This window comes from Burkholderia sp. Bp8963 (assembly GCF_003854275.1).
GTDB lineage: Bacteria > Pseudomonadota > Gammaproteobacteria > Burkholderiales > Burkholderiaceae > Burkholderia.
In genome coordinates this window covers 29,380-48,056 of sequence record NZ_QTQP01000041.1, presented here as the reverse complement: position 1 = coordinate 48,056, position 18,677 = coordinate 29,380, and the positions used below count along the sequence as shown (strand labels likewise).

General features: G+C 67.5%; 16 protein-coding genes. 5 read left to right on the top strand and 11 right to left on the bottom strand.

Annotation, left to right across the window (positions count from 1 at the left end; genetic code table 11):
• Positions 1–55 precede the first annotated feature (55 nt).
• Complete coding sequence (locus DID96_RS27675; RefSeq protein ID WP_124602422.1) at positions 56–1,000, top strand: LysR substrate-binding domain-containing protein; 945 nt, start codon at positions 56–58, stop codon at positions 998–1,000.
• Here the strand turns inward: DID96_RS27675 and DID96_RS27670 are convergent.
• Entirely contained in the window at positions 997–1,686 is a 690-nt protein-coding gene (locus tag DID96_RS27670) for an aspartyl/asparaginyl beta-hydroxylase domain-containing protein (RefSeq protein WP_124602421.1), read from the bottom strand. The genes DID96_RS27675 and DID96_RS27670 overlap by 4 nt on opposite strands.
• 515 nt (positions 1,687–2,201) lie before the next feature.
• On the opposite strand from DID96_RS27670, the gene hcp reads away from it, so the two are divergent.
• Together hcp and DID96_RS27660 are read left to right on the top strand one after the other, a co-directional pair.
• Positions 2,202–3,869, top strand: coding sequence for a hydroxylamine reductase (gene hcp / locus DID96_RS27665; protein ID WP_124602420.1), 1,668 nt, complete (start codon positions 2,202–2,204; stop codon positions 3,867–3,869).
• Positions 3,870–3,894: 25 nt separating this feature from the next.
• The gene (locus DID96_RS27660; RefSeq protein WP_124602419.1) at positions 3,895–4,917 is read left to right on the top strand and encodes a 2Fe-2S iron-sulfur cluster binding domain-containing protein; all 1,023 of its coding nucleotides are present in this window, start codon (positions 3,895–3,897) and stop codon (positions 4,915–4,917) included.
• 471 nt (positions 4,918–5,388) lie between these two features.
• Here DID96_RS27660 and denD read toward each other — a convergent pair whose 3' ends face one another.
• The 10 genes from denD to DID96_RS27610 form a co-directional block, all read right to left on the bottom strand.
• Positions 5,389–6,360: a D-erythronate dehydrogenase gene (denD, locus tag DID96_RS27655; RefSeq protein ID WP_124602418.1), complete on the bottom strand. Its 972-nt coding sequence runs from the start codon at positions 6,358–6,360 to the stop codon at positions 5,389–5,391.
• Positions 6,361–6,388: 28 nt separating this feature from the next.
• A complete protein-coding gene (gene otnI, locus DID96_RS27650) occupies positions 6,389–7,165 on the bottom strand; it encodes a 2-oxo-tetronate isomerase (RefSeq protein WP_124602417.1) in 777 nt (258 codons plus the stop codon).
• A gap of 72 nt (positions 7,166–7,237) precedes the next feature.
• Positions 7,238–8,569: an MFS transporter gene (locus tag DID96_RS27645; RefSeq protein ID WP_124602416.1), complete on the bottom strand. Its 1,332-nt coding sequence runs from the start codon at positions 8,567–8,569 to the stop codon at positions 7,238–7,240.
• 104 nt (positions 8,570–8,673) lie between these two features.
• Entirely contained in the window at positions 8,674–9,312 is a 639-nt protein-coding gene (locus tag DID96_RS27640; RefSeq protein WP_124602415.1) for an aldolase, read from the bottom strand.
• A complete protein-coding gene (gene otnK / locus DID96_RS27635; protein ID WP_124602414.1) occupies positions 9,309–10,634 on the bottom strand; it encodes a 3-oxo-tetronate kinase in 1,326 nt (441 codons plus the stop codon). The genes DID96_RS27640 and otnK overlap by 4 nt, the downstream gene beginning before the upstream one ends.
• A gap of 19 nt (positions 10,635–10,653) precedes the next feature.
• A complete protein-coding gene (gene ltnD / locus DID96_RS27630) occupies positions 10,654–11,544 on the bottom strand; it encodes an L-threonate dehydrogenase (RefSeq protein WP_124602413.1) in 891 nt (296 codons plus the stop codon).
• 50 nt (positions 11,545–11,594) lie between these two features.
• Entirely contained in the window at positions 11,595–12,299 is a 705-nt protein-coding gene (locus DID96_RS27625) for a FadR/GntR family transcriptional regulator (RefSeq protein ID WP_124602412.1), read from the bottom strand.
• Positions 12,300–12,479: 180 nt separating this feature from the next.
• On the bottom strand, positions 12,480–13,658 hold the full coding sequence (locus tag DID96_RS27620) for a YncE family protein (protein WP_124602411.1): 1,179 nt from the start codon (positions 13,656–13,658) through the stop codon (positions 12,480–12,482).
• 60 nt (positions 13,659–13,718) lie between these two features.
• Positions 13,719–14,531 (bottom strand): creatininase family protein, encoded by an 813-nt coding sequence (locus DID96_RS27615; RefSeq protein ID WP_124602410.1) that lies wholly within the window; start codon positions 14,529–14,531, stop codon positions 13,719–13,721.
• A 127-nt stretch (positions 14,532–14,658) separates the two neighbouring features.
• The gene (locus DID96_RS27610; protein ID WP_124602409.1) at positions 14,659–15,711 is read right to left on the bottom strand and encodes a GlxA family transcriptional regulator; all 1,053 of its coding nucleotides are present in this window, start codon (positions 15,709–15,711) and stop codon (positions 14,659–14,661) included.
• A 311-nt stretch (positions 15,712–16,022) separates the two neighbouring features.
• On the opposite strand from DID96_RS27610, the gene DID96_RS27605 reads away from it, so the two are divergent.
• A complete protein-coding gene (locus DID96_RS27605; protein WP_124602408.1) occupies positions 16,023–17,408 on the top strand; it encodes an L-serine ammonia-lyase in 1,386 nt (461 codons plus the stop codon).
• Positions 17,409–17,423: 15 nt separating this feature from the next.
• Positions 17,424–18,668: a sarcosine oxidase subunit beta family protein gene (locus DID96_RS27600; protein WP_124602407.1), complete on the top strand. Its 1,245-nt coding sequence runs from the start codon at positions 17,424–17,426 to the stop codon at positions 18,666–18,668.
• The last annotated feature ends 9 nt before the right edge of the window (positions 18,669–18,677 follow it).

Below are 18,677 nucleotides of genomic sequence, written 5' to 3'. Positions count from 1 at the left end.
AGCCGGCCCGCGAGAACCGATGCGAATCCGGCGCAACCACGATAGCGATGCACCGATGACCGAACAATCGAAAAATCCGCAACCCGGGTATGCGGCGCATGCATACCCGCTGGCCGCTCTCACGCGTTCGCTGCCGCCATTGACGGCGTTCCAGTCGTTCGTCGCCGCTGCCGAGCTCGGCAGCTTCAGCCGGGCCGCCGACCATCTGTGCCGGACCCAGGGCGCAGTGAGCCGTCAGGTGCAGCAACTGGAAGCGCATTACCGATGCGCGCTGTTCGTACGCCACGCGTCAGGGCTGACGCTGACCGCGGAAGGCGGCGCATTGCTGACGGTGGCCGTCAACGTCCTCACGCAGCTGGCTTGCCACGCAGACATCCATGCGCGCTCCGCGTCGATTCTCACGTTGCGGCTGCCTTCCACGTTCGCGATTCGCTGGCTGCTCCCGCGGCTGCCGGCGATCAATCTCGCGCTGCCACGGACCGAACTGCGCATCCACACGTCGGCGGACGACACGCCGGATTTCACCGAGGCCGATGTCGATGCGATCGTCGTGCGCGGCGCCGGAAGCTGGGCGGGGATGGTGTCGATGCCGTTGTTCGACGAGTGCCTCACGCCGATGTGCACGCGCGAACTGGCCGCATCGCTGAAGTCGGCCGCCGACCTCGCGCAGGTGACGCTGCTTCATCCCGGCCGTGGCCACGAAGAATGGCGCTGCTGGCTCGATGCCGTCGGCGCGACGCAGATCGACCCGGGCGCGGGGCTCGTATTCGATACCCTCGAACTGACGCTCACCGCGGCGGCGCAGGGGCATGGCGTGGCGATCGGCGATCCGCGAATGGCACGGGACCGGCTCGACGCCGGTGCGCTGGTCGCGCCGTTTTCCAATGTCGTGCGCAATGGCCTCGGCTACTTCCTCGTCTATCCGTCCCAGCGCGCCACGCAACCCAAGATTCGTGCGCTTGCCGAGATCCTGACGCGCCTCGCGCAGGAAGCGCGCTAGACCGTAATCGACCCGCCCCGTATCCGTATCCCGAGCCGCACGATCCCGATCACCGCATTCGACAGCCATGTCAGCGCGCGCGGCATTCCGCGCCTGCGGATGTCGAGCAGCAGCACGATCCGCACTTCGTCGCTGTCGTTCCACACTTCGTGCTCGAACGTGTCGTCCCACAGCAGGAAGCGGCCTTCGTCGAGCCGGTACTCGTGCCCATCGACTTTAAGCACGGCAGCGGGCGAACCGTCCGCGCGCTTCGGCATCGACAGCACGAGATAGCCGCGCAGGATCCCGCGGAACGGGCCGCGATGCGGCGGGATGTGCTTGCCCGGTGCGAGGAACGACAGCGACGCGGACAGCACGTCGGGCGATGCCGCGACGATCGACGCGACGGTCGGGCAGCGCGACAGGTTGCGTGGAAACGGCTGGCCGTAGGCCTGCATGATGAACATCCGCCAGTCGCGCGCGTCGTTCGCGGAGATGTCGTGCTGCTCGCGCATGATCTCGTGAAAGCGCGGGATGCGCGACAGGTCGCGCGCGACCGCGAGCGCCTCTGCGCGGATCGCCGGCCATGCGCGGACGAAGCGCTCGGCGTCCGGAAAGGCAGCGGTGTCGAGCACCGCGCCGCCGTCGATATGGCGGTCGTAGAGCGTACGGAGCAGGCCGGCAGCGTAGTCGTAGACGGCGGACATGGTCGATCGGGCGGCAGACGCGGCAGTGGGCTGCGGACAGTCTGCCTGAACGCCCGGCGGGGTTGCGTTACGTCAGGTTACACCCGCTGACGAAAAGGTGACGGGTCGCGCGCACGATCCCGGATCGATGCCGACGGCGGGCGGACGCGTCCGGCAAGCGTCGATCGAATCCATGGGAACGGTGCGAAAGCATGTCGCATCGTCGGCCGTCACGCGAGCGATCACCGCGACCGAGTGTCGCGCCGGGCGAGCGCGTTTGCCACGCGATGCCTGTCTTTCCCGCGTACACACGCACTTACACGCACTTCCTCGCATACACACGCACCCACTTCCACCCGGCACCGAGTCGAATTTCTTGATCGGCGTCAGGGTGACGAAACGGCAGGCAGTGGATCATTTTAAAAGATGTATACGCAACGCATCTTGAAGCGGGCGAGCTGTCCGGCACGGTTGCAAAGCGCAATCCGTGACCGTCTGCACCGACCCGCGCCCCACGATCGAACAAGGAGAGAACCGTGTTTTGCTACCAATGCGAACAGACCGACCGGACCGGCGCACGCCCCGGTTGCGCATCGGCGAAGGGTAACTGCGGCAAGGACGCGACGACGGCCGACCTGCAGGACCTGCTCGTTCATGCGGTGAAGGGAATTGCGCAGTACGCGTCGCGGGCGCGCGGCATGGGCCAGCCCGACCGCGGCGCCGACCGGTTCATCCTGTACGCAATGTTCACGACGCTGACCAACGTGAACTTCCACGCGGCGCGCTTCGTTACGTTGCTGCGCGAGGCTGCGCAGATCCGCGACCGCGTGAAGGGCGCGTGCGAGGCGCTTGCACGAGACAAGGGGACGGCACTGCCGACGCTCACCGGCCCCGCAACGTGGCAGCCGGCCGAGGACCTTGCCGGCCTGCTGGAACAGGCCGCGAAAGTCGGGATCGACGCGGGCGTCGACAAGGTGGGCCCGGATATCGTCGGGCTGCGTGCGCTGGTCGTCTACGGCCTGAAAGGCGTGTGCGCGTATGCGCATCATGCGCAGGTGCTCGGCGCCGAGAGCGAGGACGTCTACGCGGACGTGGAGGCGGCACTCGAATTTCTCGCACGCGAGCCTGCCGATCTCAACGCGCTGCTGATGAAGGCGCTCGACCTGGGCCGCGTGAACCTGAAGGTGATGGAACTGCTCGACGGCGCCAATACCGGCCGCTTCGGCGCGCAGCAGCCGACTGCCGTGCGCGTGACGGCGGTGGCAGGCAAGGCGATCCTCGTGTCCGGTCATGATCTCGGCGATCTGCATGCGTTGCTCGAGCAGACGGCGGGAACGGGGATCCAGGTCTATACGCACGGCGAAATGCTGCCGGCCCATGCATACCCGACGCTCAAGGCGTTCCCGCATCTCGCCGGCAACTACGGCGGCGCGTGGCAGGACCAGCAGAGCGACTTCGCGCATTTCCCGGGGCCGATCCTGATGACGTCCAACTGCATCATCGAGCCGTTGCCGCAGTATCGGCAGCGGATCTTCACGACCGGGCCGGTCGGCTGGCCGGGCGTGCGCCATCTCGAGCACCACGATTTCTCGACGCTGATCCAGGCCGCGCGCGCGTTGCCCGGTTACCAGGCGTTGGCGCCGGAGGAGACCATCACGGTCGGCTTCGGCCGGCACGCGGTGCTCGGCGTCGCGGACAAGGTGATCGACGCGGTGAAGGCCGGACAGATCCGCCATTTCTTCCTGATCGGCGGCTGCGACGGCGCCGCGCCGGGCCGCAACTACTACACGGAGTTTGCGGAGCAGGCGCCGGACGATACGGTCGTGATGACGCTCGGCTGCAACAAGTACCGCTTCAACCGTCACGCGTTCGGCGATATCGGCGGCATTCCGCGTCTGCTCGACCTCGGGCAATGTAACGACAGCTACTCGGCGATCCGTATCGCCACCGCGCTCGCCGATGCGTTCGGCTGCACCGTGAACGACTTGCCGCTGTCGCTGGTGATTTCGTGGTTCGAGCAGAAAGCGGCGGCCGTGCTGCTGACGCTGCTCGCGCTCGGCCTGCGCAACATCCGGCTCGGGCCGACGCTGCCGGCGTTCCTCACGCCGGGCGTGCTCAACGTGCTGGTCGAACAGTTCGGCATCCAGCCGATCGGGGAAGCCGGTGCCGATCTCGCCGCGTCGCTCGCACGCAAGGCCGCGTGACGCACATCGAGAAGGAATCCTGAGGATGACCTATCGGATCGAGATCACGACGCGCGACGGGCAGCCGTTCGGCTTCGCATGCGAAGCCGGGCGGGACTTGCTGACGGCGGCGGCGGAGGCCGGCATCACGCTGCCGTCGCAATGCCGACGCGGCAGTTGCGGCGCGTGTCATGCAACCGTCGCCGATGGCGACTACGACCTGCAGGAGCACAGCCCCGACGCGCTGCCGGCCGGGCAGCCGGGCGCGATCCTGATGTGCCGGACGACGCCACGCAGCGACCTGCGCATCGTCGCGCCGTACGACCACGCGAAGGTGCTGCTGCAACCGGTGCCGGTGCGCGTCGCGCGGATTGCGGCGCTCGACATGATCGCGGACCAGACGATGCGCGTCGAGCTGCACGTGGAGCCCGACGACGAGAACGGCTCGGCCGTGGAGTTCGAGGCGGGCCAGTTCGCGGAGCTGGAGGTGCCGGGCAGCGACATCCGCCGGCCGTATTCGCTCGCGAATACGAGCAACTGGGAAGGACGCCTCGAGTTCCTGATCCGGCTGCGGCGCGACGGCTGGTTCTCGACGTATCTGCGCGAGCGCGCGCGGCTCGGCGATCCGCTGACCGTGCGCGTTCCGATGGGCGGCTTCGGGCTGTTCGTCGAAAGCCTGCGGCCGCGCTGGTTCGTCGCCGGCGGCACTGGGATTGCGCCGATCCTGTCGATGCTGCGCCGGATGGCCGAGTATCAGGAGATGCCCGATGCGCGGCTCTTCTTTGGCGTGAATCAGGAGAGCGAGCTGTTTTTGCGCGACGAACTGAAGCAGTTGCAGGTCGACCTGCCGCAGTTGCGGGTGGACCTCTGCGTGTGGCGTCCGCGCGATGACTGGTCGGGCTTTCGCGGCACGCCGGTCGACGCGTTGCGCGCGGCGCTGTCGAGTGCCGCCGTGCGGCCGGACATCTACGTCTGCGGGCCGCCGGCGCTCGTGCAGGGCGCACGTGACGCAGCGACAGCGGCCGGCGTGCCCGACGCGCAGTTCGCGAGCGAGCGCTTCACGGCGTGAAGCGCGTGGGTGGTAACGGGCGCGTGTGCCATGTGCGCTCCCGTTCGGGACCCTGGCCGTGCGACAGGAGACCACAGGTACACGGCTGGTTATGGATGTACGATGGTTGCATGTTCAAGCGGTGCGCAACGCCTGGCCAGGTTGCCGGTTCCGCGTGAAGCAGATGCGTGTTGAAAGTCGTTATTATTTTAGTAAGGAATCCAAATGCTAAACGTCGCCTCCGTTTTGATCAGTCTGGCTCCGATGTGGGCAATTCTGCTTGTCGCATCCACGTCGGCCGCATATCTGGTGTTTTGGCGCAAGGTAATCAAATAAGGGCCGCCAGACATGCATGTCTGCATGCTGCGGTTACGGTTTCGGCGCCTGTTCTGTTCCGCGTCGCGTTTCCCGAAAACGCGCGATGAACCAAAATAAAACCCCTCGAAACCGTTCGGCATGCGAGGGGTTTTATCGAGCAGTGCGAATGCCGAATCAGCGCCGATCGTCCTCGAGATACGCGCGGATCACGTCGACAAACGACGACTCTCCCTTCAGCCCGAGCGCTTCCGCGCGCGTCGTATCCCAGCGCCCCGGCCAGCTGCCGACGATCTTCTCGACGCGCTCGTCCGGCGCGCGGCGAATCAGCTTGACCACCTCGTCGCCCGCGACTTCGCGCAGCGCGGCGATCATCTCGTCGACCGTCACGGAAATCCCCGGCAGGTTGATCACGCGCTTGTTGCCGAGCTGCGCGCCGTCGAGCTCGCATCCGGCGACGAGCGCGTCGATCGCGCCGCGCGGCGACAGCAGCCACAGGCGCGTCGAGCCGGGCACCGGGCACACGCTTTCCTCGCCGTTCAGCGGCTCGCGGATGATGCCGCTCGCGAACGACGACGCCGCTGCGTTCGGCCGGCCCGGCCGCACGCTGATCGTCGGCAGCCGCAGCACGCGGCCGTCGACGAAGCCGCGCCGCGCGTAGTCGCATAGCAGTAGTTCGGCGATTGCCTTCTCGGCGCCATACGACGATTGCGGATTCAGCGCGGTGTCGTCCTGCACGATGTCAGGCAGCGCACCGCCGTACACCGCGACCGAGCTCGTGAACACGACGCGCGGACGATGGCCGCGCGCACGGCACACGTCGAGCAGCGCGCGCGACGCGTCGAGGTTGATCCGCATCCCGAGGTCGAAGTCGGCTTCCGCCTGGCCGCTGACGATCGCCGCGAGATGGAATATCGCGCTTGTTTGCGTGTCGATCGCGCTTTCGAGCACGGCCCGGTCGGCGATGTCGCCGACGATCGACGTCACGCGCGGGTCGCCGAAGTCGCCGCCCTTGACGACGTCGAGCAGCACCAGTTCGGTGATGGGCTGAAGCCGGCCGTCCGCGCCGGTCAGCCCGCCGCGTTCGAGCAGCTTGCGCGCGAGACGCTGGCCGAGAAACCCGGCCCCGCCGGTGATCAGTACTTTCATGTTCGTTGCCCTCGTGGAATTGCGTGAATTACAGATACGGCTTGAGCCAGCCGAGGCCAGCGGACGTGCCGGCCTTCGGGCGGTATTCGCAGCCGATCCAGCCGTCGTAGCCGAGCGCATCGATCAGGTCGAACAGGTACGGGTAGTTCAGCTCGCCGATATCCGGCTCATGGCGCTCCGGCACGCCTGCAATCTGGATGTGGCCGATCCCCGCGAAGTCGCGCTTGAGCTTCATCGCGAGATCGCCTTCGACGATCTGGCAGTGGTAGCAGTCGAACTGCACCTTCAGGTTCGGTGCGCCAACCTCCGCGCAGATCGCATGCGCATCGTCCTGCCGGCTCACGAAATAGCCGGGCATGTCACGCTGGTTGATCGGCTCGATCAGCACCGTGATGCCGTGCGCAAAAGCCGCCTGCGCGGCATGCGCGAGGTTCGCGACATAGGTCGCGCGATGCCGCGCGCGGTCCTGGCCCGGCGCGATCAGCCCGGCCATCACGTGCAGCTTCGTATTGCCGAGCACGCGCGCGTAGTCGAGCGCGGTGTCGATGCCGCGCCGGAACTCGTCCTCGCGGCCCGGCAGCGACGCGATCCCGCGCTCGCCCGCGGCCCAGTCGCCGGGCGGCGCGTTGAACAGCGCCTGCGTGAGGCCGTGCTGGTCGAGGCGTTCACGGATGTCTGCTGCAGCGAAGTCGTACGGGAACAGGTATTCGACGGCCTTGAAGCCGTCGTACGCGGCGGCGGAGAAGCGCTCGAGAAACGCGTACTCGTTGTACATCATCGAAAGGTTGGCGGCGAAGCGTGGCATGGCTGCAAATCCTGTCAGTGAGAGAGTGGGGGCCTGCACACAGCCCGGGCTGTGCGCAGGCCCCCACGCCGATTAACGGTTGACCAGTTTGGCCGGCGTGAGCCAGACGGCGAGCGCGCCGATCACGAGCATCGCGGACAGCACGTACATGCCGGACGACGTGCTGTGCGTGGCGTCCTTCAGGTAGCCGATCACGTACGGGCTCGCGAAGCCGGCGAGGTTGCCGACCGAGTTGATGATCGCGATGCCGGCCGCGGCCGCGCTGCCTGCGAGGAACGCGGTAGGCAGCGACCAGAACAGCGGTGCGCAGGTCAGCACGCCGCCCGCCGCGATCGACAGGAACACGATCGACACGGCGGTATTGTGCGAGTACGACGCGGCGACCGCAAAGCCGAGCGCGCCCATCAGCGCCGGCACGATCAGGTGCCAGCGGCGCTCGCGGCGCTTGTCCGCGCTGTGGCCGAACAGGTTCATCGCGACGATCGCGAACAGGAACGGAATCGCGGAGAGCAGGCCGATCTGCAGCGTGTCGGTGATGCCGGTCGACTTGACGAGCGTCGGCATCCAGAACGTCAGCCCGTACTGGCCGGTGACGAACGCGAAGTAGATCAGCGACATCCACCACATGCGCGGGTCCGCGAACACGGCCTTCAGCGAGTGGGTGTGCTTCTGCTGCTCCTGCTCCTGCGGCTGGACGGCGATTTCTTCCTCGAGCATCTGCTTCTCGCGCTCGTTCAGCCACTTCGCGCCGCGGATGTTGTTGTCGAGATAGAGGATCGTCGCGATGCCGATCAGCAGCGCGGGCACGGCCTCGATCATGAACATCCACTGCCAGCCGTGGAAGCCCGAGCCGCCATGGAACCGCTGCATGATCCAGCCCGACAGCGGATTGCCGAAGATGCCCGACACCGGAATCGCGGACATGAACACCGCGATGATCTTCGCGCGGCGGTGCGACGGAAACCAGTACGTGAGGTACAGGATCACGCCCGGGTAGAAGCCCGCTTCGGCAAGGCCGAGCAGGAAGCGCAGCACGTAGAACTGGGTGGGCGTCGTCACGTACGCGAACAGCGCCGACAGGAGGCCCCACGTGATCATGATCCGCGCGATCCAGATGCGTGCGCCGATTCGGTGCATCAGCAGGTTGCTCGGCAGTTCGAACAGGAAGTAGCCGATGAAGAAGATCCCGGCGCCGAGCCCGAACACGGTTTCGCTGAACGCGAGATCCTGCGACATCTGCAGCTTCGCGAAGCCGACGTTCACGCGATCGAGATACGCGACCACGTAGCACAGCATCAGGAACGGCACGATGCGCCAGAACACTTTCTTGTAGGTGAGGTCCAGTTCGACCGAACGGGCAGCCGTGGCCGGTGAACGGCCTGCGGCCGCGTCGAGCGTTGTCATCGTCGTCTCCAATCCAATGATGGGTGGTGCCGGCGGCGCGTACGACGCCGGTCGTAGGTGTGTGCTGACGGAAAAACAGGCCCGCGCACACGGCGGGCGGGGAATTACCAGCGCGCGCCGAACGCGCGGCGCAGTTCGTCGAGCGCCGCGTCGGACAGCGGCTCGGGTTTCGGCTCGGTCATCAACCACAGCCGCGCCGTTTCCTCGAGTTCCTCGAGCGCATACGACGCCTGCGACACCGACGCACCCCACATCACCGGGCCGAGGCGGTCGAGCAGCACGCCGCGCACGCGATCGGCGAGCGCGGCGACTTCGGCCGCGACGTCCGGGTCACCGGGCCGGCGGTAGCGGATCAGCGGGATGTGGCCGACCTTCATCACGTAGTACGGCGTGATCGGCGGCAGCACGTCCGAGTCGCGCCACACGCCCGCGAGTGTCAGCGCGACGAGATGCGTCGAATGCGTGTGCACGACGCCGTTCGCTTCGGTGTTGCGCGCGTAGATGCCGCGATGCAGCGTCAGCGTCTTCGACGGCTTGCCGCCCGACACCGCGTTGCCGTCCAGGCCGACCTTCGCGATGTCGTTCGGATCGAGCCGGCCCAGGCATGCGTCGGTCGGCGTGATCAGCCAACCGTCGTCGAGACGCGCGCTGATGTTGCCCGCGCTGCCGACCGCATGGCCACGCGCATACAGGCTCGCGCCGACGACGCAGATCTCGTCGCGCAGTTTCGCTTCGACGCTCATACGCTGGCTCCGTCCAGCGCGCGCAGCGCCTTGTCGAAGAAATCGACGGTGCCGAAGTTGCCTGATTTCAGCGCGAGACCGAGCGGCCCGGTGTGGGTCGCCTCATCGGGACTTTCGCCGGTCGTCGCGGTCGCGGGCACGCCCGGATCGATTTGCGCGCCGATCTGCAGCAACTTCACGTCGAGCGCCTGCACGACCGCGCCGGACGTCTCGCCGCCCGCGACGACGAACTTGCGCACGCCGAGCGCGCGCAGGCCCTGCGCGATCGCCGCGAGCGTGCGTTCGACGAGCAGGCCCGCTGCTTCGACGCCGAGCGTCTGCTGCACGGCCTTCACTTCGTCCGGTGTCGCGGTTGCGTAGATCAGCACCGGTTCCGGCAGATGGCTGCGCGCGAACGCGAGCGCCTGCTCGACGACCGGCTCGCCGCGCGACGCCGCGAGCGGATCGATGCGGAAGTGCGGCCGGCGCGCGCGCCATGCGTCGACCTGCGCATTCGTCGCCTTCGACGCGCTGCCCGCGAGCACGGTCGCGAAACCGTCGATGCGCGGCAGCACGGCTGCGTTGTCGCGCTCCGGCAGCAGGCCCGCGGCGCGGAAATTGGCCGGCAGGCCGAGCGCGATGCCGGAACCGCCGGTGACGAGCGGCAGGTCCGCGCATGCGTTGCCGAGCACGTAGAGATCGCGATCGGACAGCGCATCGGCAATCGCGAAGCGCGCGCCTTCCGCGCGCAACTGCTCGATCGTCGCACGCACCGCGGCGGTGCCGGCGGCAATCGCGTCATGGCGGATCAGGCCGACCAGCGACCGCGTCTGCCGCTGCAGCACGCGTACGAGGTTCGCGTCCTTCATCGGCGTGAGCGGATGGTTTTCCATCCCCGATTCGTTCAACAGGGCGTCGCCGACGAACAGGTGGCCGCGGTAGATCGTGCGGCCGTTCTCCGGAAACGCCGGGCATGCGATCGTGAAGCCGCCGCCCGCCGCGTCGAGCAGCGCATCGGTGACGGGGCCGATGTTGCCCGCGTCGGTCGAGTCGAATGTCGAGCAGTACTTGAAGAAGAACTGGCGGCAGCCCTGCGCGCGCAGCCACGCGTAAGCGGCGAGCGATTGCGCGACCGCGTCGGCGGCGGCAATCGTGCGCGACTTCAGCGCGACGACGATCGCGTCGGCGTCGATCACGGTGTCAACGGCGGCGCCGTCGGCGGGCACGCCGATCGTCTGCACGGTGCGCATGCCGCTCTTGACGAGCATGTTCGCGAGATCGGTCGCGCCGGTGAAATCGTCGGCGATGCAGCCGAGCAGGGGACGGGAAGCGGGTGCGTTCATGATCAGGGCCTCGCGCGGATCAACGGGACGGCGGCAGCGTGATGCCGGGGAATGTCTTGATCACGGCGGAATCGTCCTCTCCGCCGTGGCCGGCGCTCGACGCGCTCATGAACATCTGGTGCGCGGCGGCCGACAGCGGCAGCGGGAATTTGCTGCGGCGTGCGGTGTCGAGCACGAGGCCGAGATCCTTCACGAAGATGTCGACTGCGGACAGCGGCGTGTAGTCCCCGTTCAGGATGTGCGGCACGCGGTTCTCGAACATCCACGAGTTGCCGGCGCTGTGCGTGATCACGTCATACAGCGCGTCGGCGTCGACGCCTTCGCGCAAGCCCAGCGCCATCGCTTCGGCGGCCGCCGCGATGTGCACGCCCGCGAGCAGCTGGTTGATGATCTTTACCTTCGAGCCGACGCCGTGCGCGCTGCCGAGCCGGTAGACCTTGCCGGCGATCGCGGCCAGCACGTCGTCGCACGCCGCGTACGCGGCGGCCGGGCCGGACGTCATCATCGTCATCTCGCCGGACGCCGCGCGCGCGGCGCCGCCGGACACCGGTGCGTCGAGCATCTGCAGCCCGGCCGCCTCGATGCGCCGGCCGAGCGCGATCGCGAACTCGGGCGCGACGGTCGCGCTCGCGATCACGACGCCGCCCGGTTTCATCCGCGCGACCGCGCCGTGCTCGCCGAACAGTACCGTTTCGGACTGCTCGGCATTGACGACGAGCGTGACGACGACATCGCACTGTGCGCCGAGCTCGGCGGGCGTCGCGCACGCGACGCCGCCTTCGGCCGCGAACGCGTTCAGCACGTTTTCACGCACGTCGCACGCGTGCACGCGGAAACCCGCGCGCAGCAGCGAGCGGGCGACACCGAGGCCCATCGCGCCGAGGCCGATGACTCCAACATTTCTAGACATGGTGATCCTTGATCGATTCGGGAGAAGGGCGGCGCGCTGCGCCGCCGCGGTCAGCAGATGCCGGCTTCCGCGAGACGGCGGGCGGCGTTGTACATGTGCGTGCGTGCGGCGTTGCGCGCGGCCATCGGATCGCGCGCGCGGATCGCGTCGGCGATCGCTGCGTGCTCTTCGCGAACCTGCCGCGAGAAGTCCTCGCGGGTCGCCTCGTTGCGGCGCGTGACCTTCACGCCCGCCTCGAGGTACTGGTTCAGGAACTGCAGCGTCTTCAGGAAGTACGGATTGCCGGTGACGGCCGCGATCGTGCGGTGGAACGCGACGTCCTCGGCGACGCCGTCGCGGCCTTCGGCCACCGCGTCGTCGATCTTGCGCAGCGCGTCGTCGATGTCGGCCATGTCCTCGTCGGTGTGATGCAGCGCGGCTTCGGCGGCGACTTCGGCCTCGATCGCGCGGCGCACCGCGAGCAGGTGCGGCAGCGAGGTGGCCTCGACCGCTTCCGCATAGTCGATGCGCAGCGGCCGGATCGCGCCGTGCTGGTTCACGTAGACGCCGCTGCCCTGGCGCGGCTCGACGACACCTTCGTTCTTCAGGCGCGAAATCGCTTCGCGGATCACGGTGCGGCTCACGCCGAATTCCTGCGCGAGCACGGCCTCGGTCGGCAGCTTGCCGGTGGCCGCGAAACTGCCGACTTCGATCTGCTTCAACAACTGCTGCGCGACGTGATCGCTCATCGCACGGGCGGGAATTTTCTCGAACATGTCGGCCAAGTTTGTAAGGTGATGTGGTCATCATACAAATTTGGGCGACGCACAGCATCCGTGATAACCCTTGGCTAACGGCGCACAACGTCGGTCAAGCCGATCGGGATCGGGTCGATCGGGTCGTCATTTCACGGCATCGTGCTGCCGCGAACGGCGAACGGCGAAGGGCGAACGGGGTCAGCGCATGTTCCCCGTGTGACCGAGGGAGTAGCGGCCGGGTTGCGGCCAGACCGTCAGGCCGTGCGGCTCCATGCCGACGGGGATCGACCTGACCGAGCCGCTCGCGGTGTCGATCGCATAGACGACGTCGTCGAAGCGGCCGGAGAGCCACAGCGTCTTGCCGTTCGGGCTGACGTTGCCCATGTCGGGGCTGCCCCCGCCGGGGATCGGCCAGGTCGCGACCACCTTGCGCGTCGCGAAATCGATCACCGACACGCTGCCCTTGCCGTGGCGCGCGCCGTGAACGAGGTTGGAGCCGCGATTGGCGACGTAGAGCTTCGTGCCGTCGCGGCTCGGATACAGCCCGTGCGCGCCGACGCCCGTCTTGATGAAGCCGGTCTTCGTGAAGCTGTCGCCGTCGACGAGATACACGCCGTCGGCCATCATGTCCGCGACGTAGAACACCTTGCCGTCGGGCGACACGCGAATGTCCTGCGGCATGCCCGTCCGGTCGAGTTCGAGGTAGCCGGCCACCTTGCGGTTCACCAGATCGATCCTGGCCAGCTTGCCGCCGAATTCGCACGTGAAGAGCGCGTACTTGCCGTCGATCGAAAAGTCCGCATGGTTGATGCCCTTGCATTGCGGCACGTCGAGGCTCGATTTCAGCGCCATCGTGTGCGGGTCGCGGAAGTCGAGTCGCGCATGCGCTTCGGCCACGACGATCGCTTCCTTGCCGTCGGGCGTGAAGTACATGTTGTACGGGTCGTCGACCAGCACTTCCTTGCCGGGCTTGCCCGTTTTCGGATCGATTGGCGTCAGGCTGCCGTCGGTGCGACTCTCGGCATTGTTGGCGACCCACAGCGTCTGCAGGTCCCACGCGGGCACGACGTGCTGCGGACTGCGGCCGACGTGAAACCTGTCGACCACCTTGTACGTCGCCGGGTCGATCACGTAGACGTCGTTGGAGCGCAGGTTCGGCACGTAGACGCGCGACAGCGCGCCCGCCACCGCGGCGCTCATGTGGCCGGCCTGGGCCTCGCCGTACAGGTTGTCCGGATTGACGACGGGCGGCATGCCGGGCACCGCCGCGACGGCGGACGCGGCGAGCGCGCCGCCGGCGCTGAAACCGGCGAGCGCGGCGGCCATCAGGATCGCGACGGGGGAGATGCGGGTGTGACGGCGGGAACGCTGTTGCATGACAGGGCCCTGATCGGTTGAATGGGATGACGGGACAGGCGGCGCGCGGGTGACGCAGCGTCAGTGGCCGGCGGTTTCCTTTCTGATGGCGTCGATCGTGCGTGACACGATCGCATCGGTGCCCAGTTGACCGAGCTCGACGCTGGCGTGGCGCGGATCGCCGCCGTAGACGCCATCCGCGGCGCCAGGCTTCGCCGCGCCGCGCAGCTTGTCGAGCCTGACCATCTGCGGCGCGACCGCCAGCAGCAGCGACGTGTCGGCGAGCCCCGCGTGGGTGCCGATGTCGGCGTCCGGCACGCCGTGCTGGCGCAGGATCTGCGTGTAGCCGTCGGAGCTGGTGCCGTAATACTCGGGCGGCACGAATGCGCGTGCGCCGGAGCCGGCCCATGACTTGTTGAGCTGGGCCACGGCCCGCCGGATGTCGTTCTGGTAGCCGCCGTGGTCGCCGAGAAACACGATGTGCGTGAAGCCGTGCACCCGGAAGCCGTTGGCCGCGGCCTCGAGGGTTTTTTCGAAGACGTCGTCCGGCACGCTGATCGTGCCCGGGAAGCGCATGTGCGACGTCGGCGGCGCATAGCCGCCTTCAGGCACGTATGCGATGACCGGCGCGACGATCGCGTTGCCGAGACCTTGTGCGATGCGTTCGGACAGCGCCTTGACCCGTGCGTTGTGCTTGCCGAGCGCGACATACGGCCCGCTTTGCTCGGTGCCGCCGATCGGGATCAGGATCGTGGTCTTCCCCGCGTGAATGCTGTCGCGCAGCTCGGTCCACGTCATGTCCTCCAGCTGCACCGTTCTCGGCGCCTGCGCGACGGCGGCCTGGGCGAGTGCAAATACGACGGCGGCGACAGCGGTTCTTGACAGGCGTTTCATCGCGGATTCCCGAAAGAAGGTGGGGCAGGCGTAGCGTCGTTCTCCCCTTCAACGGTCTCGTGTCGCACCCAGTTGACCTGTGCGGGCAGGTCGCCCCGTGGCGTTCCGTCGCACCGGCCGGCGCCCGTCAATCCACCTCTTCCTCGACGATATCCGGGGCCGCCACCGCGTCCCCGCCGCGCTCCCGATACGCCGCCGGCGGCACGCCGAACTGCTTGCGGAACTCGCGCCCGAGATGCGACGCGTCCGCGAACCCGCAGCTCGACGCGATATCGGCGACCGTACGGTCGGAGCTCGTCAGCAGCCATGCTGCGGTGCGCAACCGCACCTGCTTCGCGAACGCCTGCGGGCTCTTGCCGGTTTCCGCCTTGAACAGGCGTTCGAGCTGTCGCGCCGACAGATCGAGCTTGCAGGCCAGCTCCTCGAGCGGCAACGCGCGCCCGACATGCTGTTCCATCAGAAGAATCGCGCGCTTGACCTTCGGGTGCGTCGCCGGTTCGAGGCCCGGCGGATGCGGTTGCGGCGCATTGCCTTTCTGCATCTCGCCGACCAGCAGGATCCGCAGCGCCTTCTGCACGGTCGCGTGATCGAAATGGCGCAGCAGGATCGCGGCGGCGACGTCGATCGACGCGCGTCCACCCGAGCAGGTGATCCGCCGCCGGTCGATCACGAACAGCCGGTCGGCGATCAGCAGGTCGGGGTCGGCCGCCGGGAAGCGCTCGATGAAATCCCAGTAATGGAACCAGCTGACGCAGGTGCGGTGCGCTTCCAGCACGCCCGCGCGCATCAGCGTGAACACGCCGGTGCAGATGCCGACGATCGTCGCGCCGTCGGCGGCCGCGCGGCGGATGAAGGCGAGCGTTTCCGGCCCCGCTTGCGGCCCCGAATGCAGCAGCCCGCCGACGACGACCACGTAGTCGAACGGCTCGGCGTCGTCGAAGGTTTCCCACGGCGTGATCTGGATTCCGCAGCTCGCGCGCACCGGCGCGAGGGTTTCCCCGATCACGCTCCACGCGCAGCGCACGGGCTTGCTGTAATCGCCGTCGTCGGCGGACAGCCGCAGCATGTCGACGAAGCCGGAGAACGCGGTCAGCGTGAAGTTCGGCAGCAGCACGATGCCGAAGCGGATGCGTTTGGGCGCCGGTTCGGCGAGCGGGGAGGCGGGTGCGTCGGGTGTCATTGCGGTCAATCTCGTCACGCCCGGGGGCGCGTCTCACTCCATATACAGGGCCGGTGAATGGGCCGGCGTAGGGCCGGCGACAGGGCTGGCACGCGGGCCGGCGCGGATGAACCCAGCGTCGCCGATCACCACCCCGCGGACTTGCGTTTTTCCGTCGCCAACCATCGTCAAAACGCACTTTCGGGGCGGGCGGAAGGCCGCTTGGCGGCAGTGTCCCACGTCGATGCCGTTTTTGTTCTATCGGCCAATTTTACGCTTTGGTGTACTGGCGTCCAACGTCACTTCACGTGTGCCTAACCAGAGGAAGCCAGATGAACGTCAGCGCGTTCGACCTGTTCAAGATCGGCATCGGCCCGTCCAGCTCGCATACGGTCGGCCCGATGATCGCCGCGTGCCGCTTCGCGTCGCACGTCGAGGATGCGAACCTGCTCGCGTTCGTGCAGCGCGTGCGGGTCGAGCTGTACGGCTCGCTCGGCGCGACCGGCAAGGGCCACGGCACCGACAAGGCGGTGCTGCTCGGCCTCGAGGGCCATCTGCCCGATTCGATCGATCCGGACCTGATCGAGCCGCGCCTTGCCGAGATTCGCGCCGGCAAGTCGCTGTCGCTGCTCGGCAAGCAGGTGGTCCGCTTCGACGAGAAGGAGCATATCGGCTTCTACCGGAAGCTGATGAGCGGCACGAGCATCGTGCATCCGAACGGGATGCGCTTCCAGGCGTTCGACGAGCACGGCCAGCTGCTCGTCGAGAAGGAGTATTACTCGGTCGGCGGCGGCTTCGTCGTGAACCGCGACGGCGATCGCGTGAACGGCGTGCGTGCGGCGGCCGAGGTGCCGTATCCGTTCCGCACCGGCGACGACCTGATGCGCCAGTGCCGCGAGCACGGGCTGTCGATCGCCGAGCTGATGCTGCGCAATGAATCCTCGCTGCGCCCCGCCGAAGAAGTGCGCGCGGGCCTGCTCGCGATCTGGCGCACGATGGCCGCCTGCGTCGAGCGCGGCTGCAAGGTCGAGGGCGACCTGCCGGGCCCGATGCACGTGAAGCGCCGCGCGGCCGAGCTGTACGGCAGGCTGCGCGAGCGTTCGGAGGAGTCGCTACGCGACCCGCTGTCGATGCTCGACTGGGTCAACCTGTACGCGATGGCGGTCAACGAGGAGAACGCGGCGGGCGGGCGCGTCGTTACCGCGCCGACCAACGGCGCGGCCGGCGTGATCCCGGCGGTGCTGCACTACTACGTGAAGTTCGTGCCGGCCTCGAACGAGGCCGGCATCGTCGAATTCCTGCTGACGGCTGCCGCGATCGGGATCATCTACAAGGAAACCGCGTCGATCTCCGGCGCGGAAGTCGGCTGCCAGGGCGAGGTGGGCGTCGCGTGCTCGATGGCCGCGGCCGCGCTCGCCGCGGTGATGGGCGGCACGCCGGACCAGGTCGAGAACGCGGCCGAGATCGGCATGGAGCACAACCTCGGCATGACCTGCGACCCGGTCGGCGGGCTCGTGCAGATCCCGTGCATCGAGCGCAACGCGATGGGCGCGATCAAGGCGCTGAACGCATCGCGGATGGCGCTGAAGGGCAACGGCCAGCACTACGTGTCGCTCGATTCCGTCATCAAGACGATGCGCGAGACGGGCGCCGACATGAAGACGAAATACAAGGAAACGTCGCGCGGCGGTCTGGCCGTGAACGTCATCGAATGCTAACGAAGGACCATTGACATGAGCCGCTACTCGATATTCAGCCTGTTCCGCAACGGCCTCTCGTATCACGAGAACTGGGAGAAACAGTGGAGGAGCCCGGAGCCGAAGCGTGAGTACGACGTCGTGATCGTCGGCGGCGGCGGGCATGGCCTCGCGACCGCGTACTACCTCGCGAAGGAGCACGGCATCACCAACGTCGCGGTGCTCGAGAAGGGCTGGATCGGCGGCGGCAACACCGCGCGCAACACGACGATCGTCCGCTCGAACTACCTGTGGGACGAATCGGCCGCGCTGTACGAGAAGGCGATGAAGCTGTGGGAAGGGCTGTCGCAGGACCTGAACTACAACGTGATGTTCAGCCAGCGCGGCGTGCTGAACCTCGCGCACACGCTGCAGGACGTGCGCGACACCGAGCGCCGCGTCAATGCGAACCGGCTGAACGGCGTCGACGCCGAATTCCTGACGCCCGCGCAGATCAAGGAAATCGAGCCGACGATCAACCTGAACAGCCGCTACCCGGTGCTCGGCGCGTCGATCCAGCGGCGCGCGGGCGTCGCGCGCCACGATGCGGTGGCCTGGGGCTTCGCGCGCGGCGCGGACCGCGCGGGCGTCGACATCATCCAGAACTGCCAGGTGACGGGCATCCGCCGCGAAGGCGGCGCGGTGGTCGGCGTCGAGACGGTGAAGGGCTTCATCAAGGCGAAGAAGGTCGCGGTGGTCGCGGCCGGTAACACGACGACGCTCGCCGACATGGCCGGCATTCGCCTGCCGATCGAAAGCCACCCGCTGCAGGCGCTGGTGTCCGAGCCGATCAAGCCGGTCGTCAACTCGGTGATCATGTCGAACGCGGTGCACGCGTACATCAGCCAGTCCGACAAGGGCGACCTCGTGATCGGCGCGGGCATCGACCAGTACACGGGCTTCGGCCAGCGCGGCAGCTTCCACATCATCGAAGGCACGCTGCAGGCGATCGTCGAGATGTTCCCGGTGTTCTCGCGCGTGCGGATGAACCGCCAGTGGGGCGGCATCGTCGACGTGTCGCCGGATGCATGCCCGATCATCAGCAAGACCGACGTGAAGGGCCTGTATTTCAACTGCGGCTGGGGCACCGGCGGCTTCAAGGCGACGCCCGGCTCGGGCTGGGTGTTCGCGCACACGATCGCGCAGGACCAGCCGCATCCGCTGAACGCGCCGTTCGCGCTCGACCGCTTCTATACCGGCCACCTGATCGACGAGCACGGCGCCGCCGCCGTCGCGCACTGACCACGCACA

What these genes read in the sequence shown, in the direction of transcription:
- DID96_RS27600 (WP_124602407.1), top strand. Translation starts at nt 17,424, where the DNA reads ATGAGCCGCTACTCGATATTCAGCCTGTTCCGCAACGGCCTCTCGTAT.
- otnK (WP_124602414.1), bottom strand. Translation starts at nt 10,634, where the DNA reads ATGAACGCACCCGCTTCCCGTCCCCTGCTCGGCTGCATCGCCGACGAT.
- DID96_RS27660 (WP_124602419.1), top strand. Translation starts at nt 3,895, where the DNA reads ATGACCTATCGGATCGAGATCACGACGCGCGACGGGCAGCCGTTCGGC.
- ltnD (WP_124602413.1), bottom strand. Translation starts at nt 11,544, where the DNA reads ATGTCTAGAAATGTTGGAGTCATCGGCCTCGGCGCGATGGGCCTCGGT.
- DID96_RS27675 (WP_124602422.1), top strand. Translation starts at nt 56, where the DNA reads ATGACCGAACAATCGAAAAATCCGCAACCCGGGTATGCGGCGCATGCA.
- DID96_RS27625 (WP_124602412.1), bottom strand. Translation starts at nt 12,299, where the DNA reads ATGTTCGAGAAAATTCCCGCCCGTGCGATGAGCGATCACGTCGCGCAG.
- DID96_RS27615 (WP_124602410.1), bottom strand. Translation starts at nt 14,531, where the DNA reads ATGAAACGCCTGTCAAGAACCGCTGTCGCCGCCGTCGTATTTGCACTC.
- DID96_RS27640 (WP_124602415.1), bottom strand. Translation starts at nt 9,312, where the DNA reads ATGAGCGTCGAAGCGAAACTGCGCGACGAGATCTGCGTCGTCGGCGCG.
- DID96_RS27610 (WP_124602409.1), bottom strand. Translation starts at nt 15,711, where the DNA reads ATGACACCCGACGCACCCGCCTCCCCGCTCGCCGAACCGGCGCCCAAA.
- DID96_RS27670 (WP_124602421.1), bottom strand. Translation starts at nt 1,686, where the DNA reads ATGTCCGCCGTCTACGACTACGCTGCCGGCCTGCTCCGTACGCTCTAC.
- denD (WP_124602418.1), bottom strand. Translation starts at nt 6,360, where the DNA reads ATGAAAGTACTGATCACCGGCGGGGCCGGGTTTCTCGGCCAGCGTCTC.
- DID96_RS27605 (WP_124602408.1), top strand. Translation starts at nt 16,023, where the DNA reads ATGAACGTCAGCGCGTTCGACCTGTTCAAGATCGGCATCGGCCCGTCC.
- DID96_RS27645 (WP_124602416.1), bottom strand. Translation starts at nt 8,569, where the DNA reads ATGACAACGCTCGACGCGGCCGCAGGCCGTTCACCGGCCACGGCTGCC.
- otnI (WP_124602417.1), bottom strand. Translation starts at nt 7,165, where the DNA reads ATGCCACGCTTCGCCGCCAACCTTTCGATGATGTACAACGAGTACGCG.
- DID96_RS27620 (WP_124602411.1), bottom strand. Translation starts at nt 13,658, where the DNA reads ATGCAACAGCGTTCCCGCCGTCACACCCGCATCTCCCCCGTCGCGATC.